General features: G+C 32.2%; 11 protein-coding genes. 1 reads left to right on the forward strand and 10 read right to left on the reverse strand.

Features of this window, described 5'->3' with window-relative positions; all coding sequences use genetic code 11:
• Nucleotides 1-38 precede the first annotated feature (38 nt).
• Entirely contained in the window at nt 39-1,586 is a 1,548-nt protein-coding gene (locus IPK06_05225) for a right-handed parallel beta-helix repeat-containing protein (GenBank protein ID MBK7979401.1), read from the reverse strand.
• Between the two features lie 223 nt (nt 1,587-1,809).
• Here IPK06_05225 and IPK06_05230 point away from each other — a divergent pair, with 223 nt between their 5' ends.
• Nucleotides 1,810-3,906 (forward strand): methyl-accepting chemotaxis protein, encoded by a 2,097-nt coding sequence (locus IPK06_05230; GenBank protein MBK7979402.1) that lies wholly within the window; start codon nt 1,810-1,812, stop codon nt 3,904-3,906.
• Nucleotides 3,907-3,984: 78 nt separating this feature from the next.
• Here the strand turns inward: IPK06_05230 and IPK06_05235 are convergent, their stop codons facing one another.
• The 9 genes from IPK06_05235 to iolG form a co-directional block, all read right to left on the reverse strand.
• Nucleotides 3,985-6,846 (reverse strand): glycoside hydrolase family 2 protein, encoded by a 2,862-nt coding sequence (locus tag IPK06_05235; GenBank protein ID MBK7979403.1) that lies wholly within the window; start codon nt 6,844-6,846, stop codon nt 3,985-3,987.
• A 67-nt stretch (nt 6,847-6,913) separates the two neighbouring features.
• Nucleotides 6,914-8,245, reverse strand: a complete 1,332-nt coding sequence (locus IPK06_05240; GenBank protein ID MBK7979404.1) for a glycoside hydrolase family 88 protein — start codon at nt 8,243-8,245, stop codon at nt 6,914-6,916.
• Nucleotides 8,246-8,320: 75 nt separating this feature from the next.
• Nucleotides 8,321-11,485 (reverse strand): DUF4981 domain-containing protein, encoded by a 3,165-nt coding sequence (locus IPK06_05245; protein MBK7979405.1) that lies wholly within the window; start codon nt 11,483-11,485, stop codon nt 8,321-8,323.
• 44 nt (nt 11,486-11,529) lie between these two features.
• Nucleotides 11,530-12,669 (reverse strand): galactose mutarotase, encoded by a 1,140-nt coding sequence (locus tag IPK06_05250; GenBank protein MBK7979406.1) that lies wholly within the window; start codon nt 12,667-12,669, stop codon nt 11,530-11,532.
• A 113-nt stretch (nt 12,670-12,782) separates the two neighbouring features.
• Entirely contained in the window at nt 12,783-14,144 is a 1,362-nt protein-coding gene (locus IPK06_05255) for a glycoside hydrolase family 27 protein (GenBank protein MBK7979407.1), read from the reverse strand.
• An 8-nt stretch (nt 14,145-14,152) separates the two neighbouring features.
• Nucleotides 14,153-16,171, reverse strand: a complete 2,019-nt coding sequence (locus IPK06_05260; GenBank protein MBK7979408.1) for an alpha-N-arabinofuranosidase — start codon at nt 16,169-16,171, stop codon at nt 14,153-14,155.
• Between the two features lie 60 nt (nt 16,172-16,231).
• A complete protein-coding gene (locus IPK06_05265) occupies nt 16,232-18,418 on the reverse strand; it encodes a sodium:solute symporter family protein (protein ID MBK7979409.1) in 2,187 nt (728 codons plus the stop codon).
• 12 nt (nt 18,419-18,430) lie between these two features.
• Nucleotides 18,431-19,834, reverse strand: a complete 1,404-nt coding sequence (locus IPK06_05270; GenBank protein ID MBK7979410.1) for a glycoside hydrolase family 28 protein — start codon at nt 19,832-19,834, stop codon at nt 18,431-18,433.
• Nucleotides 19,835-19,840: 6 nt separating this feature from the next.
• Nucleotides 19,841-20,854 (reverse strand): inositol 2-dehydrogenase, encoded by a 1,014-nt coding sequence (gene iolG / locus IPK06_05275; GenBank protein ID MBK7979411.1) that lies wholly within the window; start codon nt 20,852-20,854, stop codon nt 19,841-19,843.
• Between the last annotated feature and the right edge of the window lie 12 nt (nt 20,855-20,866).

Genomic DNA, 20,866 nt, shown 5'->3' on the forward strand with positions numbered 1-20,866 from the left:
TACTAAATAAATATTACTGTCTAGAAAATAATGATTGATTAAAATTTTTTATATTCACTTTTAGTAATTTCCGAATCACGTATTCCTTTAATGTTTTTCAGAATAATATTTTGACTTTTTTTAATGATAAAATTTGCGGCAGAATTTGTTTTAGAAATATCATTATTTATAAATTCAGCGTCGTTTACATTGTCTAGTACAAAGGCAGGCCTTTCATCATTTTCGATTGTTTTTATAATTATATCTTTCACTTTTAAACCTTTTACATACCTAAAGTAAAAACCGTAAGCAGGCATTGCGTTCCAGCGGTAAGGATCGGGATAAGAATCGATATTTTGCGGCACTTCCTTGTCAACAGATTCTTTCTTTCCGCCGCCTCTAAAATAAATACGAATATTGCTTAAACTTAAATCTTCAACATAATGCTCCGGAATGCCCATAATCATACATGCTCCAAGTTCAGGAGATTTTGGTCTTCCTCCCACATCATAAACGTTTAAATTGCTGATTGAAATTCTTCTGCAAACACCAATGGGAACATTTTCCGGTCCCCTCATTCTCGCACTTAATCGTATAAAAAAAGGAGTATCTGTAATATCACGCATTGTGATGTTATCAATAACAATATCCTCAATTATACCTCCGTCAGCCGATTCAAGACAAAATCCACGCGAATGTTCGAATACACAATTTGAAACAGCAATGTTCCTAAAACCGCCATTAGATTCGGTTCCAAATTTTAATCTTCCGGTTATGCAATGATTAACATTCGGATCTTCATCTTTAAATTCTTTGGTAAAAGTTCCATTTAAAAGTGAGCCATGATCAAAACCAAATATTTGGCAATTTGTAATTGTTACATTCTCTGTAAATCTGGCATAACCTAAAGCAAAAGATGATTTTAAACATAAACCGTCATCCGTCGGAGAATTTATTAAGCAATCTGAAATAATTACATTTTTACAGCAGTCAATGTCAAATCCATCTCTATCAGCATCAGCGCGAACATTATTAATTGTAAGATTATCAACGCCGGTGGCAAGAATGCAAAAATGTCCGCCGTGCAAAATAGATATATCTTTAATGGTAACATTTACACAATTTTTAAGCCCAACGGCTTTATTTCCGGAACCTTTAATTTCAGGTTTATCATAAGAATATAAACCTTTTCCCCAAATGGTGCCATTTCCCATTATTGAAATATCGTGCAAACTATCGCCGAAAATCAAACTATTTTTCCAATAACTATGTCCAAAATCCTGATATTTTTTATACCAAGCGTTTTCTTCGGGCAAATCATAACCTTCGGTATCTGTTTCTTTATTTGCAATAAGTCTTGCTCCTTGCTCCAAATAAATTGTTATTTTACTTTTCAAACGAATGGTAAATGATAAATAATCTCCGGCAGGAAAGTATATAGTTCCTCCGCCGTTTTTTGATGCTGTCTCTATAACGGAATTTATTATTTCAGTATTATCAGTTATGCCATCCCTTTTTGCTCCAAAATCAACAACGTTATAATTTATATGATCCGCAAAAATAAATGATACTGAATTAAAGAATAAAATTGCAAGAAATAATTTCATTTATTGATTTTCCTTCGTTGTGAAAAATATTTATGTGAAAATAATTTTTAAAAGTAATAATGTTTATATCAAGAATGAAATAATTTTACTGCCTACATATGTTTTAAGACTTCTTGAATATAAACATAAAAGTTTCATTTCTTATTTTTGAACAAGACATCTCATCCTTAAATATTGAAAATAATTTAACGATGATTTAAATCAAATTTTAATTGGAAAAATAATGGACCTTTTGAAAAACTTTAAATTAGCATCTAAACTGCGAATTATCATTCTTATGCTTGTTGTTGGAAGCTTAATTTTCGGCATAACTGCTTATTTAACAATCGAAAAACTGCGTGTAAATGGAGAAATGTATTCGGAAATTGTAGAAGGAAAAGATTTAATTGCCGATATACTTCCACCGCCAAATTTTATTGTTGAAACTTATTTGAATTCTTTTCTTATGCTCCGAGCTGACAAAAACGAACTAAATGAGCTTGTTGAGAAATCAAAATCTTTAAGCGAAGAATATTATACTCGGCATAAGTTTTGGGTTAAAACGCTTGAAGATGGCAAACTTAAAGATGACATGGTTGAAAATTCATTTAAGCCAGCCAAAGAATTTTTTGAATTGAGAGACAGTAAATTTATTCCGCTGATTAGAGAAGGAAATATTGCAGAAGCTGAAAATTTATTAAATACAAAGATGAAGGAATTGTTTCACGCACATAAAGTATATATCGAGAGTGTTGTTGAACAAGCAAATTTAAAGAATGCATCGATTGAAACTCACGCCGAAGAAATTATTTCATCCAGAACAATAACGTTAATAATTCTTGAGTTTATTATAATTATTGGACTTTATTTTACAATTTCCAAAATTTTTAAAAACATTTCCGTTCCAATTAAAAAAGTCTTAGAAGTCTCTAAAGAAATTTCAAAAGGTCATTTAAAAGCTAGAACCAATATAAGATCTAAGGATGAAGTTGGTGTAATGGCTGAAACTATTGATAAAATGGCTTCTGATTTGGATAATTATTCATTGTTGCTCCAGTCAATCGCAAATGGAAAAGTAGATGTCTGCTCGCAAGCTTTTGATTCCGAAGATGTTTTAGCCATTTCATTAAATGAAATCACAAACACTTTAACCGAATTGACAAAAGAAATAAATAGTTTAACACAATCTGCATTAAGCGGAAATTTAAAACATAGAGGAGATGAAAGTAAATTCAGCGGTGGCTATAAAGAATTGCTGCGTGGAATAAACAAGACACTGGATGCTGTTATAAATCCGATTACCGAAGGTTCGTCGGTTCTTAAAAAAATGTCTGAAGGAGATATAACAAATAGAGTTAACGGCGATTACAAAGGAGACCATCAGCTGATAAAAAACAGCATTAACCACCTTTCAGAATCATTTACATCTGTTTTGTCACTTATAGGTGATTCAATTAACTCTACGGCTTCAGCGGTGACACAAATACTAGCTAGTTCCGAAGAAATTTCGACTGGCGTTCAGGAGCAAAGCTTGCAGACTAATGAAGTTTCTACCGCAATGGAGGAAATGTCCAAAACAATTTTTGAAACAACGCGGAATATAATTAAAACAAACGAACTTGCTAAAGAATCAAAAAGCATTGCTGCAAACGGTCAGGCAATTATAGAATCAACAATCAGCGGAATGAAACAAATTGAATTGGTTGTTAAACAAGCGAGTGAAATTATAATTGGATTAAGCAATAGAAGTACAAAAATCGGCGGAATTGTTAAAGTAATAAACGAGATTGCGGATCAAACAAATTTGTTGGCGTTGAATGCCGCAATTGAAGCAGCAAGAGCCGGCGAACACGGTCGAGGATTTGCTATTGTTGCCGATGAAGTAAAAAAACTTGCCGATAGAACCTCATCTTCAACGAGTGAAATTGTTGAAATGATAAATTCAATTCAAAGCGACAGTCAAAATGCGGCAAAAGCAATTGAACTTGGAACTTCGCAAGTTTCGGTTGGTATGGAAAATTCAATTAACGCCGGCAATTCAATGCACGAAATTGTAAAATCTTCCGATCTTTTACTTGAAGCATCTTCTCAAGTTGCGGCTGCCAGTGAAGAACAATCTGCAGCAGTTGAACAAATTTCAAAGAATGTAGATTCGATAAATTCAGTTGCAAATTTAAATGCGGCAGGAATAAAAACAGTTGCTGATTCAACTAATGATTTGATGTATATGGTTGAAAATCTCCAAAAATTGATTGGAAAGTTTAAAATTAGTGATAGACAAAATGAAGATTGGTCATGTGAAAAATTCACAAAGAAAAAAGATGCGAGTTATGTGAACTGAAATAATAAAAGTAAAACAGCTATATTTTTTGTTAAATAAAATTTCTTAAATTATTTTATTACAAATAGTTATATAATTTCATTTTATAATTTTACAAGTACTTAAAATAACCGGACCAACTAAACCGGAGCTTAACGGCTCCCAATTTATTGCGGTAAAAATTCCGTTGGAATCAAGATTTTCTTTCTTCCCTGCCGCAAAATTTATATTATAGAATTTCTTATAATTTTCTCCTTCTTTATCCATTTTTATAATTCTATTAGCCATAAGGTTTGTAACAATAACTTCGAGTTTATTATGATATTTTAATTTATCAGAACTGATAGTAATATTGAATTTAGGACCAAGCAAAGTTCCAATATTTTCTCCATTTAGAATAATTACAGCCGATTCATGAACTCCGCCCAAATCTAAATTATAAAATTCAGATTCCAAATTATTTAGTGTAAACTCGGTTGAATATTTAGCTGAACCTGAAAACCATTTTAATTCTTCAGATAATTCCGTCCATGATCTTAATTTGGAAATTTTTATTGGGTTCGGCAACGAAGCACCGCCTTTTATAAATTCAATTTTCCATTCTCCATTTATTTCTATTTGATTAACAAAAGATGAATACATGGGGTAGAATTTCAAATCTTGCTTATTGGGAAACCACTGAAGGATAAGCGTTTCACCTTTATCCAATTTTAGAAATATCTCTGATTCTTTATCCGAAATTTTTCTAATTAGAACTTTACCTATTTCTTTTGTCATTGGATTAAACCAAACCGCGTCTTTGCCCGTAGAATTTAATTTAATCCATTTATTTACTTCGCTGTTTCCCCAGTTACTAATGAAATAACAAGTCCCATCTTCCCTTTCTACTTTATTGAACCATAAATTTTCTTTTGCCAATGCTTCCGGAATTACTCCAACTTCATCAAGAAGCAATTCAATTTCTTTTCCCTTTAGAATTTTTCCTTTTCCGAATTTACATGCTTCATAATCTTTAAATTTTTCGAAAGTTAACTTTGACTTTAACTTTGAATAAAGTCCTTGTCTCTCTTTCAGATTGTACATACCTGAAATATCAGTCGGCATATTATCTTCAAACAATATATTAGAACCATTTTCCGCCAAGTCAATTAATTTTTCAAAAGTAGATATAGGAATAAATTCTGATTTAGGAACAATAATAGTTTTATAAGCCGATTTACCCGAATATATTTTACCATCTTTTAGCGACAAATTTTGTAATTGTCTGTCGGAAATAAAATCAAATGTATAACCTTCTTTTAATAATAATTCACTAATTTCTTTTATCAATGTATCTTTCGAGCCGCCAAAATGCTGGAGCATCGTGCTCCCTTTTGATGACCAGCTGTCATAAATTGGATAATAAAGCAAAATATCGTTTGACGGTTTAGAGCTTTGTAAGAAAGATTGGCAGTTTGCTATATAATCATTTAATATTTTAAGATCGCTCCACCACGTGTTAGTTGGCGCAAAATGAACCGATGCATAGAAAAGCCATCCCGGCCATTTTTCATTAACTGGTGAATAAGGAGTTCCATGATAAACAATATGATTTATTCCATTTGCAAAAAATCTGTCAATATTATTTTTAACATCTGAAAGTTTTGTTAAAAAGTGTTCATTCAACCACGTTGAAGCTTCACATGCAATTAGTGATTTTCCAGTTACATGTCCGGCTGAAGATGCCATTTTAATTCTAATTGGAGTAATTCCTTCGGTTTCGGGGATATCGCTTGCAGCATATAAATCTAAAATATTAGCAGGTGAACCGTGAGCTTGGTTTCTAATAATCGAATTATATTTTCTTGACCAATTTCGCCATACATATGTGAATCTATCCAAAAGCAAATCAGAAATTGTTTCTCTGTAATCACATAAAACCCTTTTATTGTTTTCTTCGGTATCATATCCGAACAATGCGGGTAAATAATCTTTTAGATCATAGCCTCTGTAATTTTTAAACTCTTCAAACATTAATTGCGTCCAGTCGGCTTCGCCTTGAGAATCATCGACTTCATAAGAATCGTTAAAAAAGGCTCTTATTCCTGAAATGTCAAAACCTTCAGAATGTTTATCAAAATAATTAAGAAAATTTTTTGTCGAACTTTCTGAAAAATGGTCAATAACATTTCCTTCTCCTCCTTTACCGGCTCTTTCAACCATTTTACCATGCCAGCCTTGAAAAACCGCAATCAATTTCCATTCACCTTTGGGAGCAATCCATTTTAATTTACCTTCATTATCAACATTATTAGTAAGTTCTATTTTTTTTCCGGATTTATCATACGCGTTTAATGTTTGCAATGGCAGCTTAGTTGCAAATCTCACTTGATCCAAAGCCAACTCCTGCAAATTTTCATTTCTGTTAATCGGAAATTTTATTTGATCTATATTTACTTCATGACCAACGGCTCTTACGAATGGTTCTTGAATAAACTCAATTTTTTCATTTAGAAATTCACCTTCACGTAGAGTATAAAATTTATACTTTACTTCTTTACAAGCATCTTCATCGGTAACCCAATTTCCTCCGAAAGGCCATCCGGAAGCATTTGAAAGATCAACACCCAAATCCATTTCCTTTCCAAATTCCAAAGATTTTTCAAAAATTTGAAACCATTTATTAGAGAGAAAACTTAAATCATTTTTTTCATTTCCTTTTACACCATAAATTGGTGTTATTTCAATTCCTCCAATTCCGCAATTTTTAAGTTCTTCTAAATTTATTTTTAAGTCAATTTCATTAACTGCGCTTCCATGCCACCAGAATCTTGTCCATGGTTTTGTCGCATTTGTAATTTGAGGCCATTCTGCTCTATACTCAATTGATTGCGCAAAGGATTCTGAGAAGTTAATAACACAATAGATAAAAAATAAAAAAATGGCTTTATTAGAATTAGTTATGCCGTATTGGTTTTTCATAATTAAATTTGGGTTTGGTTTGAAAAAATACAAGCAAGTAATAATGTTATAAAAAAATTATATTTATTTATTTTTTTGCTTCAAATAATATTTTATCATATTTTGATTCAGCCGGTAATTCAAAATATTTGTTCATTTTTAATATTTCCGAACCCGCGCGTAAGACCGGACCTTCGCCCATTGGAATGTTTGATTCAAGAGGTCGTTTATAATAAAAAGCTAACGAAGGCATTATTCCGGTGCCGACACAAATATTGTTTACATTTCCTTTTTGATCAATGTTAGATAGAACTCCTTCCCACCCAATATCAGCAACATATGAAAAGTCTTGATTTAGCCAATTATTATTAACTCCTTTAGCCAAACCAAAAACAAACATTGCAGAAGCGGACGTTTCCAGGTACGAATCATTTTTATCTAATAATTGATGCCATAATCCGTTTTCACTTTGCCATCTGGCGACACCTTCCGCTTGCTTCTTAAATATTTCTAAAATTTCGTTCCGTCCGGAGTAATTTAACGGCAATACGTCAAGCAAATCGGCGATAGCCATGAATATCCAACCATTAGCCCTGCCCCAATGCACAGCTCCGTTTTCTTTTGTATCAGTGTGATAACAATGATAATACAATTGTTTTTCATTATTCCATAAATATTTATAATAATTTTTCACTTGAAGTATTGCGTCATCAAAATATTTCGTTTCACCTGAAAATTTACCCATCCGCGCTAAAAATGCGACGCTCATAAAAAGATCATCTGCCCAAATGGTATTTTCATGGGGCCAATACCTTGCGATTGTATTATCAGCTAAACGCGGTTCTTTATAAAATAGATGTTCGGCAACAAGTTCAATATAATTTTTATAATTTTCCTGCGGTTTACTTTTATAAACATCAATAAGACTAGCGCCAATTGTACCGCAGTCATCTAATCTTACCATTCTAAAAAACATATGCCAGTTAACTTTCCTAACGCTCATCCAATCTATTTTCTTTTGTTCATCATACAAATTTTTAAAGTAATCTAAGTCGCCATTGTCGAAAACAAATGCAAAATTTTTATCAACGTATTTTTTATATTTTACATCACTTAAGATATTGCCAAGTTCATACATTCCAAAGTTGAGTACACCGTTAGTATAATGCCAATCATTATATTTGCTTTTGACCTTTATACTCAATTTTGGTTCAAGCCCTTTGGTAGAATTGTATATTTGGCCTGTTTCCTCATCTATAAATTGATATGTTGTTTCGGAAAGAATTCGATCAGCTATTTTTTTTAGAACTTCTTCTGATGATTTTCTAAAATCTTTAACTTGGTTTTGAGCTTTTGTCAATGAAGACAATGAACAAATCAGAATTAGAATAATAATTATAATTTCTTTTTTTTTAACCATTATCTTCACTTTCCAAATTCATTACCAGTTAGTTTAATTTACTAAATATCCATATAAATAAAGGTAATAACTAAACTAATTTGTAAGAGGCACAACAGTAAATGAATATTCATATCCTCTTTTACTTGGATGTATTAAATATTCTTCATGAGGTTTTGCGCCCCAACTGTCGTCACTTCCCAGCCCAATCATTTTATAATCAATATGAAGCTGAATTAAATCTTTTTTGAATATATCTATCGTATGTTTTAAGTCGGTATTTTTATCTAAACCGGCATCGAAATCAGAAACGTAATTATTCAATACATTAAATTCGAAAGGCTGATTGGATTCAATACGCAAACCTGTTCCGTTGCTGTTTCTCAAATTTAACCAAGCTACATCTGTCCTATGCCCATTTTCCTGAGGTCTAATATATGGGACATAAAAGTCATTGACTTTTGAATTATATAATCCAAAATGTGTTGAGTAGTTTCTGTCAATATAATTTTCAAGCGGTCCTCTTCCAAAATACTCGGCGTTTTCAAATTCCGCGGGCAGTGTCATTTTCATACCAATACGCGGAATTATATCATTAGATGTTTCTTCGCTGTAAAATTTATTTTTAATATTTATTTTACCGTCTTCATAAAAAGTATAATCTGCATTCCAAGTTGATTTAACATTATCAAAATAATATTCCAATGTAACTTTTAATGAACCATCGTTGTTTTTTGAAACTTTATAAGATTTAACATTTAATTCACTTTCGGAGGCAAATTTCCACTGCTGACATTTTTCAGCCAATTTCCATCCGTAATCGTTATCTGTTGGAGCTCTCCAAAACGTTGGCTTAAATCCTTCTTCATTCTTTATTAATTCTTTATTTCCCAAAACATACGATGTAATCAAACCTTTTTTCAAATCTAAAATACACTTATAGTTTTTGCCGGAGACAGCAACTATATCATTATTTTCATCAACAGTAAGATTATTATTTTTAATTTCAGATTTTTCAATTTGTTTAAGTATAATAGGAATTCTAAATTGCTCTTTCGCAATTTCATAATTATCTGGAAGTATGGATAATTCATCTTTTGTTAATTTTACTGAAAGATTCAGAAAAACATTACTGCCAATATTTTTATTCAAATTTTCGAAGTCAATTTTAATTTTCTTTTTGGAGTTAGCATCAATTGCAATATTTGTTTCAGTACCTTGTTTAACAACTCTTCCGTCAATTTCAATTGTCCAATCAAGATAACAATTATTTAAAGTTTTAAAGAAATAATCATTTGAAATCTCAATTTCGCCGTTTGTAAGATCAATTGGATTGAAGGAAATATTTTGATAGACTTTTTTCACTTCATAACTATGCGGCTTTAATGATCTATCGGGAAAAACAACTCCATTAATTAAAAAATTACCGTCGGATGGAACGTCTTTAGGTCCATAATCACCACCGAAAGCCCAGAAGCTTTTATCTCCAACTTTTTTAACAATTCCTTGATCAACCCAATCCCAAATAAATCCGCCTTGTAGATTTGGATATTTTTTTATCATATCCCAATAATCTTTTAAATTTCCCAAACTGTTTCCCATAGCGTGGGCATACTCGCATTGTATTAAAGGTCTATCGTGATAATTTTTAGCGTAAGTTTCCATATCCCAAATTCTATCATACATTGGCACATAAATATCAGTATTCCATTCCATTAAAGCTCTTTCGTATTGAACCAATCTAGTATTGTCTCTTTGTTTAATCCAATTATAAACGTTATAAAAATTATATCCGTTTCCTGCTTCATTTCCCATTGACCAAATTATTACGCTTGGATGATTTTTATCCCTTTCAACAGAGTTCTTGGTTCTGTAAAGATGTGCTTTTAGCCATTGAGGATTATTGCCCAATGTTTGTCCTTTGTCCAATTTATAGCCCATTCCATGCGATTCAATATTTGATTCGGCAACCAAATAAAGTCCGAATTTATCGCATAAGTTATACCATAATTCGGGTTGAGGATAATGACTTGTTCTAACGGCATTTACGTTTAATTTTTTCATTGTCTGAATATCTTTCATCATTGTCGCTTCGTCAATTACCTGTCCCGTATATTCATTGAACTCATGAAGATTTACACCTTTAATTAGAATTGGCTTTCCATTTACTAATAACAAACCATCTTTAATTTCAATTTCTCTAAATCCAATTTTTGAAGGAATTATTTCTTCAATATTACCATTAGAAGATTTAAGGTAAATTAATAATGTATAGAGATTTGGAATTTCAGCCGACCATTGTTTCACGTTTTTAATTTCAGCTTCAAAGCTAATTGTTTGCGTCTCGTTTTTATCAATACTGATATTTTTATTCTCAGAGATTAATTTTTCGTTATTATTGTTAAATAATTCAAAGGTTACGTTTCTTTTTTCGTTTTTATTCAAATGATTTTTTAATTCAATTTCAAGTTTCAGTTTGCCATCAGAATAATTATTTACTAAAGAAGGTTTTACAAAGAAATCTCTAACTCTAACTTTTGGTTGCGAATAAATATAAACTTCTCTGGTAATTCCGCTTAATCTCCAAAAATCCTGACATTCCAAGAAACTTCCGTCTGTCCATTTTATAACTTCAACCGCTAAATTATTTGATCCGGACTTAACAAAATTTGTTATGTCAAATTCGGCAGGAGTTTTTCCATCTTTAGACATACCGACTTTAGTTCCATTTATCCAAACATATCCCGCAGATTTGAGTGAACCGAAGTGAATAAATATTTCTCTATCTTTCCATTCCGCGGGAACGTCAAAATCTCTTTTATAATATCCGAAATAATTATTTTCCATATCAACCAAAGGCGGGACTTGTGAATTATCAAAAGCCCATTCATATCTAATATTGGTATAGATTGGAATTCCATATCCTTGAATCTCCATATCAGAGGGAACAGGAATTTTTTCCCATTGGATTTTATTAAAATCCTGTTCTCCAAAATTTTCAATTCTGTTAACTATGCCTTGTCTAAAGTTGAAATCCCAAATTCCGTTAAGTGAAATTAAATAATCAGAATTTTCTTTTCTGTTTGCTAATGCCTTCTCATAATTTTTAAATGTCATGAATGACGCGTGTGGTTCTTCTTTATTGATGCTTTGAATTTGCGGATCTTCTATTTCAGAAAGTGGAGCTCTATCATATTTATTTTTGTTTTGTCCAAATACCGCAACGGCAAATATTAAAATCAGTACTACAAATATTTTCATTTATTGCTCCGCTTTGAATTTTTTTTACATTTTTAATAAACAATTTATTTTACTGAAAATTTATAAATCGTCCTTTGTTTATATATTTCATTTGGATTTAATCTTGCGTTGGGGAAATTTGCTTTATTCGGAGAATCAGGAAATACTTGAGCTTCTAAACATAAGCCGGTTCTGTAATTGTATTTCTCACCGTTTTTACCTGTTATTGTACCATTTAAAAAATTACCGGAATAAAATTGAAGACCCGGCTGATCGGATAAAATTTCCATTAATCTTCCAGAAGTGGAATCAAACAAGTTTGCAATTTTTTTTACTTTTCCATCAAAATTATTAATTACCCAATTGTGATCGTATCCTTTACCAAAATTCAGTTGTTCAAATGAATCATTTATTCTTTTACCGATTTTTTCAGGTAGAGTAAAATCCATTGGCGTGTTTATAACTTTAACCAACTCACCCGTTGTAATTAGTCCTTTATCAACAGGAGTAAAATAATCGGCATCAATCATTAAATCATGATTTAATATTGTGTTTTGAAAATTTCCGGTAAGGTTAAAATATGAATGGTGAGTAGGATTCATAATGGTAGGTTTATCCGTAATTGCCGAATAGTCTATAATTACTTCGTTGTTTTCGGTCAATGTATAAATAACCGAAATATTTGCTTTCCCGGGATATCCTTCTTCTCCGTCAGCGCTTTCATATTTTAATTTTACAGATTCTCCAGAAACGCTTTTTGAAAATTCACCTTTCCATAAAACTTTATTAAAACCGATTTTACCGCCATGCAAGTGATTTTCACCGTCATTTATTGTTAACTGATATTCTATTCCGTCTAAAGAAAATTTTCCTTTTCCGATTCTATTTCCATATCTGCCCACAATTGCGCCAAAATATGAAGTGCCGTTTACATAATCTTCGAGTTTATCATAGCCCAGTACTACATCATCAATCTTACCTTTTTTATCCGGAACCAATATAGAAATAACTGTTGCTCCGAATTCTGAAATCGTAATTTTCATTCCAGCTTTGTTCTTCAATGTAAAGTTATATACTTCACTTCCGTCAGATAATTTTCCGAACAGTGTTTTTTCAGAAATAGTAATTGAATCTTTTTCTGAATTACAAGAAATAATTAGGGACATTAAAACTAGATAAACAAAAAAAATTGTTTTTGTCTTCATAAAGTTACAACCACTATTGATTATTGTTAAATCGACCGAATAAAGTTTGCCAATTATAGAATTAACTTTTATCTAATAATTGTATTATGAAAAATTACAATAATTTTACAAAATTATTTCCTGCTTAATCTAAATAATTTCGCACCGTGTAATTTAATTTCACAATCTATTGAGTTTGTTATTAAACCGAGATCTTTTTTCTCCCATAAATCCCGTAACGAAAATTTTGCTTTATCTAATTTCAATTCTTCAAATGCAATTGATAATACAGTATCAGCGTCGCCGGTATTAAAAATTCCGAAATAAACGTCATTAGAATTTTTGGGATTTGCGGTCCATACAATTATTTTATTTTTATTGAAAATCTCTTTATTGTTAATGCTGTTCTGATTAACATAAAGAACTTCCTCATTTGTAATTAACTTCAATGTCCAATCATCATTATCAGGTAAATTTCCTCCGAACATCAAAGGTGATTTAAACATAGACCAAAGAGAAATCAAAGTTATTTGTTCATCTTTTGTAAAGTGAGTAAATCTATTTTCGCCTCTTTCTGCTCGAATACCGATTTTTCCAATTGGAAGCATATCGGCATCAGGCCAAGAATTAGGGCCAATATAGTTTTGCCAAGTTCTCATATAATCAAACATTTGCAGAATGTCAGTCCATTTATCCCAAAAGTCATCTGATATTCTCCAAAGCTGAGCGCTGTTTTGTAGAAGTTCAACTTGTTCAACGCTTGCCGGACCAGGTGATAAACTTAACGTAATAGGTCTTTCAAAATTATTTATAGCATTACTCAACATTTTGATATTTGCCATTCTACTTACATCCGCAGGTTTACCAGAAACCGCGGTCATATCATCGGCTTTTATATAATCCACGCCCCAAGAATTATATAATTCAATTATTGAATTGTAATAAGATTGTCCGCTTTCGTTATTCTTTAAGGCATACATATCTGTATTCCAAGGACAAATACTGGTTGTATCCGCAGCGTCTTGAGCGTTAAATTTACTATTCTTAATCTTCAAGTTATTTTTAACTGCTTGTCTTGGAATTCCACGCATAATATGAATGCCAAATTTTAGACCCAAACTATGAATATAGTCAGCAAGAAGTTTAAAACCATTTCCGTTCGCTGCTGAGGGGAATCTGTTTTCAGCGGGAATTAATCTGCCGAATTCATCAATATCTAATTCTGCAAACTTTCTATATCCGTGTGATTTTGCGTTCGGTTCATACCATTGAATGTCAACAATAATATATTTCCAACCATAATCCTTTAAATATTTTGACATGTAATCCGCGTTGGCTTTTACCTCATCTTCGGTTACAGTAGTTCCGAAACAATCCCAACTGTTCCATCCCATCGGCGGAGATGAACATATAGTTTTTATATCAGAATTTTTAATCTGTCCAAACAATAAATTAAATGAAAAAGACAAAATAATTGTAAATAAATATTTTTTCATAGTTATCATTATTCGGCTTCATGAAAGAACATACTTGCCGGAATTTCTTGCTTTTTCAATCCACCGCCTTCAATACTTACAGATAATTCTAAACCGCCTCCGGATTGAAAAAATTCAACTTCAATTTTATGAAATCCTTTTTTCAATGATGCAAATCCCTGAACTTCAGTTGGTGCATGCCTTCCATCGTTGCTTATCAATAATTTACCGTCGATATATAATTTTGCACCATCATCAGAATTTGCGTAAAAATTATAAAATCCATCTTCATTAATTTCAATTAATCCGGAATACAAAACAGCGAAATCAGAACCGTCATTTGTTTGTGGGATTTTAACTTGTTCTATTAGTCCTTCATTTACCGGTTCCAATTCTTTGAAATCAGGTAAGTACATAAGTACTTTTTGATAATATTTAAAACTTAGTTTTGCTTTAGGATTTTTAACATCAATTGCTTTACCTATACTTGAATTTAGTTCACCTTTTAGTTCAAGCACAACAATAGATTTAGAAGGCAATTCCACTGTTAAATCATTTTCGGATAATTTAAAATTGTTAAAAACTTTTGGTTCAACATTTTTTGGATTATCAAATGAATTTAGATCATTCATTTCATCTGAAGTTAAAATTTTGCCGGATATATTTTTACCAATATATCCCTTTAAATTTATTTTTACATTTTCTTCACTAATAGGGTTTACATTACACAAAGATATATGCACAATTCCTTTAGAATTAATTGATGCGGTTGCGTTTACAGCTGGAATAGATTCACGCGCGTAAGTATAATTTGGACTTTGCAGTTCAAGAGGTAAACTTATAGCACCTTTATGAACTTTATACATTTCAAAGACATGGTATGTAGGAGTTAAAACCATCTTTTCATTATTTGTTAAAATCATTGCTTGAAGAACATTAATCATTTGAGCAATGTTTGTCATTTTTACACGATTAGTATATTTGTGAAAAATGTTTAAATTACTTGCGGCAACTATTGCGTCTCTAAGTGTATTTTGCTGATATAAAAATGAAGGATTGGTCCCGGTTTCAACATTGTGCCAAGTTCCCCATTCATCAACAATTAATGCGACATTTTTTGCCGGATCATATTTATCCATCACTTTTATATGCATTTTGATAAGATCTTCCATTTTCAATGTTTTTTGAATAACAGAAAACCAACCGCTTTCATCAAAGTCTGCAGCTGTTTTTGAATTATTTGTATAGTAATGCATTCCGATACCGTTTATAAATTTACCGGCAACCTGCATTACACCGTCAGTCCATAAAGTATCATCAACATTTGGTCCCGATGCAATTTTAAATATTTGATTCCCGGCATAATTTTTTGCGTATGTTGAATAAACTCTCGCAACATCTCCATAATAAGTAGGTCTCATTCTTCCGCCGCATCCCCAGCTTTCATTCCCTATTCCCCAAAATTTAACTTTCCAAGGTTTTTCTCTACCATTTTTTTTTCTAAGATCGGACATTGGATTGCCGCTTTCCGAAGTTGTATATTGAACCCAATTTGCAAATTCTTCAACAGTTCCGCTTCCAACATTAGCGCTGATATAAGGTTCTGCGCCAATTATTTCGCACAAATTTAAGAACTCATGCGTACCGAAACTGTTATCTTCAACTACTCCGCCCCAATTTGTATTTACCATTGAAGGTCTGTTTTCTCTCGGACCAATTCCGTCCATCCAATGATATTCATCGGCAAAACATCCGCCGGGCCATCGTAAAACCGGAACTTCCAATTTTTTTAAAGCTTCTAGAACGTCATTTCTATATCCATGCGTATTTGGTATTTTAGAATTTTCTCCAACCCAAATTCCACCATAAATACAGCTTCCCAAATGTTCTGCAAATTGTCCATAAATATTCGGGTCGATTTGGCTACCGAGTTTGTCCAAGTCTAAAATAATTTCAGCTTTCTTTTGAGCTACATTTATTCTTACAAAAAACATAAATAAGAAAATTGTTAAAAAGAAAATTGGACTTTTGAACATGACTGTATTCATTATATTGCCTTAAATTTTAGAGTAATAATAATTTCAAATTATTTAATAATATGATTAATTTTAATATATTTTAATTACAACGAATAACGTACCAATAACAATAAATGCGACTAAAACTGATAACATAAATCCAACAATATCTTGTTTATTCCATTTATAAATTTCCAATTGCGTATTAGGAAACAATAAAACCTCTTTAGCTTTTTCAGGATTTGATAAAGACAATTTAATATCTTCATTATCTTGATTTAAACCCAAACCTCTAACTCTTGTTCTCATTTTCATAAAGAAATTATAACTTACTTTTTGATCATCAGGTTTAGTAATCAATGAAACAAATATCAAAATAATAAATGGAAATATTAATCTAATTAAAAGTCTTAATGTTTCATTTAGAGCATAAGGATATTTGTTAAGTTCAAAACCGAGAGATTTTAAAAACATAAGTTCAGGAAAAAAATAACCTCGAGCTTCTAAAATTCCATCATCATTTAATTTTGGCTGTTTTGACCAAAATATTGCTCTTGATGGTTGTGCAAATTTTTTTGTGAATTTTTGACCCACTATAATTTTTTCCGGAATACTTAAATTTGTTTCGCCATTTCCAATTCTGTGCATTACCGAATTAATTTCCAAATCTCTATCAACAACGTCAATTTCACGTGCGGTATAAGTCCTAACAACCGGCTCCGGCTCTGTCTTTGAAAGCATCCATTCATTTCTTGAAATATCCGAGGATAAACTTGAAACTAAAACCGGAATTATATAAAATAATCCTAATGTAATTAAAATTGATGCCCAAGCGCCTTTTTTATTTGCGCGTCTCCATTTTAGTCCTAACCAAAACGCGGCGCCAAAAATGACAAAGAATTCCCAAATGAATTTTAATATTTCAAATATATTGCTGAATTGAGTAGCAATAATTGCGCTTCCAATTAAAAATGCTGCTCCTAAAATTCTGCCGACCCAAACATAATGGACTTCACTTTTTCCTTCAACCAATGGACGATAAACATTATGAAGAAGCAAGCCTGAAACTGTTAACATTAATGCAGTTGCCGTTGACATAAGTGCTGCCATTAGCGAGGCTATCATTAGTCCAACTAATCCATATCCAACAGGTCCTAATAGATCATGAGTTGCATATCCCCAAATTAAATCGGAGTCTTGAATTTTTCCGGTGTAAAGCAGAACTGCCGCTAATCCTAAAAGTCCCCACAGAATTGTGCAGAATCTTTTAATAAAAACACCTGTAACAAAACCGAATCTTGCTGCGTGCTCATCTTTTGCCGCACCATTTGTAACTAACTGGTTTGGCTGTGTAACTACCGTAATTCCGGCAACTAATGCGGCTGCAAGAATATAATACCAAGTAAAATCAATTAAAGTAGGCGAGCCAAATATTTCAAAGAAAGATTCTGGCAGTTTTTGGTGCAAAATCTTAAGCGCAGATTCATTTGCACCCGATCCAAATACAGTAGTAATCTTCATCCAAGAAAAAGGGATTAATATTATAGATAATATTATAATAAATGATCCTTGCAAAAGATCGGTGTAAAATGCGGCTTCCAAACCTCCCATAACAGCATAAATCAAACTGATGATACAAACCAACCAAATAAGTGATTCTTCGGTTAAATGAGAAAATAAATTATTAGGATTTAGCATTCTCAATTCATGAAGTCTTTTAGTTTCAGCTTCAGTAAGTAACTGTGCATTTTTATTTTCTAAATTAGAAAGTTCGGCAGCAAGCTCATATTCTTTCTTTTCTTCAAATGAAAATTCATTTATTGTTTTAGGAGTTATCGCTACAATAGTTTTACTCATTGCGGAATAGCCTAGCGAAACCAATCCCATCATTCCAATGCTGGCGACTAATGCATAAGTCGCGGCCATGTTTTTACTGCCGTATCTTTCTTCATAAAAATCACCCATTGTTAAGATACGCATTCTTCTTTGCCATGGCGAAGTGATCCAATAAAGCGGAGTTGAAAAAACTAAAAGTAAAGCGCTCCAAATTCCAGCAGCTCCGTTATGGAATGTTGTAGTTGCGGTACCAACTGGTCCATCTGCCGATGTTGCCTGTCCGAAACTAGCAAATGTTTGAATAAGTTTACCGAATTTTCTTCCGCCAAGAAGATAGTCTTCTTGGTTCTTTATTCTTCTACTAGACCAAACGCCTATACCAATAACAACGATAAAGTATACAAGAATAATTATTATATCTAAGGTCTCTAAACCGAACAATATAAACTCCTATTATTTGATATTAATTTCTCCGCAGTTATTGAATTTGTGAGGTTCAAACTGATCTTGAGCTGATTCGCCGTTAAAGTTTACAATATTTATATTTGATGCATTGTTAAAAGCAAGTGCATGACTAAAATACGGTTCGCTATTTTTTCCCCATACTAACCTGCAGTTGCTAAGTAATATATCATCTGCTGAATCAATGTGAAAACCTGAAATGTTTGTTTCCATTAACCCTATTGTATCGGATGGTCTCAGATCGTATACATTGCCTTTGTATTTAGTTGATTTTTCAATTTCTAAGCTTACATTATACAAACTTATGCCGCTGATTTTATTTTCTTCGCCTCCAATGAAAACTCCGTTTTCACTTTTGCAGAAAATATTGCTGAACTTAATATTCCTAACTTCGCCGACTTTTCCTTCTGTTTGTCCTTTGGCAAAGCGCCAGTTGGAATCTTTATTATTTTCTGATTTTCTTTTATATGCTGTTATATAAATAGGCTCGGCTTTACCCCACCAAACATCATCAAATAATCTGCCTTCAACAATTATATTATCAAAAATAATATTTTCAACAATTCCTTCATCTCTATTTTGAATCCCTATTCCTCTATTGCTATTTTTAATAATACAATTTGAAACAATTACGTTTCTTATCGCGTCCATATTTTCGCTGCCCAATTTAATTGAGCAGGATGTCGATGTCATTATACAATTTGAAACAACAACATTTTCTGTTGGTCCTAATTCATCATATTCTCTTCTGGTCTTAAAACAAATGCAATCATCTGCAGATTCAATATAACAATTGCTAATTCTTACATTTCTAGAATGGTCAAGATCAATCCCGTCGCCATTTCTTATTTTTAGATTATTAAGAATTGTTACGCTTTCAATTTTTACATTATCGCAACCGACAATATGCAAACACCAGTATGCGGAATTTTTAAATGTAACATCACGAATTAATAGGTTTTCAATATTAACTAATGTAAGTAAATGCGGTCTTGGATCTATAACATTAAATTCTTTTAAGATGTATGCCGCTTTTTCTTCGGGACCCATAAACGCGATTCCGTTGCCGTCTATGGTTCCATTTCCTTCAATACAAATATTAGTTTCATTTTCACCGCCTATCCAAATTGTACCTTCACCAAGATTTTCACGAAATGCACTTTTTGTATAAACTGTTTCATCAGGATTGGCAAGAATCACAGCATTTGTTTCAACGTACAGAGTTACGTTCGATTTTAAACTAAACGGTCCGGTCATAAATTTCATGTTAGAAGGAACAATGACATATCCACCACCATTTTCTGCGCATCTATTTATAGCTGCTTGAAAAGCCAGGGAATTGTCATTTTCCTCTTCGGCAACTGCACCAAAATCTAATATGTTATATTCAACCATTTTAATTTAAATTATTTCAGATATTTTTACCGGTCTACCTTCCATAACAGATTTTTTTGCAGCCAATCCAATAACAACTGATTTTAAACCATCTGTACCGTCGACTGAAATTTCCTTATTATCAATTACCGCCGAACAAAATTCTTTCATTTCCAAGGCATAAGCTTCAATATATCTATCCATAAAGAAATTTAGCGGAAGCGAAGCATGTACGCCGCAATCGCTGTAAAATTGATGATTATCAGGCGCGTTATTATCAACTTTGATCATTCCTTTTGAGCCGAATATTTCTACGCGCTGATCATATCCATAGACTGCTTTTCTGCTGTTATCAATAACACCTAAAGCGCCGTTTTCAAATTCAAGATTAATGACAGCCGTATCAACATCGCCTTGTTTCCCAATTTCAGGATCAACAAGAACAGCCGCTTTGACAAATACTTCTTTAACTTCGCTGCCTACAATATATCTTGCCATATCAAAATCATGAATTGTCATATCCAAAAACATTCCACCGGAAACGGCAACATATTCAGCCGGAGGCGGAGCGGGATCTCTTGAAGTAATTTTCAAAATATGAGGTTCGCCTATTTTACCTTCTATCACCATTTGTTTTATTTTTCTAAAGTTAGAATCAAAACGTCTGTTAAATCCAACCATAAGTTTAACACCGCATTCATTTACAACATCAATTACGTTTTGAATTGTTTTAATATCTAAGTCAACCGGTTTTTCGCAAAAAATATGTTTCCCGGCCTTTGCCGCTTCAATAGTGTATTGAGCATGAGTATTTGTTGGCGAGCAAATTACTACAGCATTAATATCCGGATTGTTTATGATATTTTTATAATCTGAAGAAAATTTCGCAATGTTGAATTTTCCGGCTAATTTTTTTGCTTCTTCAATATTAACATCCGCAATTTCAAGTATTTCCGCATCGGGTATATTTTGAACAATTGTTTCTGTATGCACCTTGCCGATTCTACCGGCACCAATAATTCCAATTTTTAATTTTTCCATTATAGTTCCTAA

The organism is Ignavibacteriota bacterium (genome assembly GCA_016713565.1).
GTDB lineage: Bacteria > Bacteroidota > Ignavibacteria > Ignavibacteriales > Melioribacteraceae.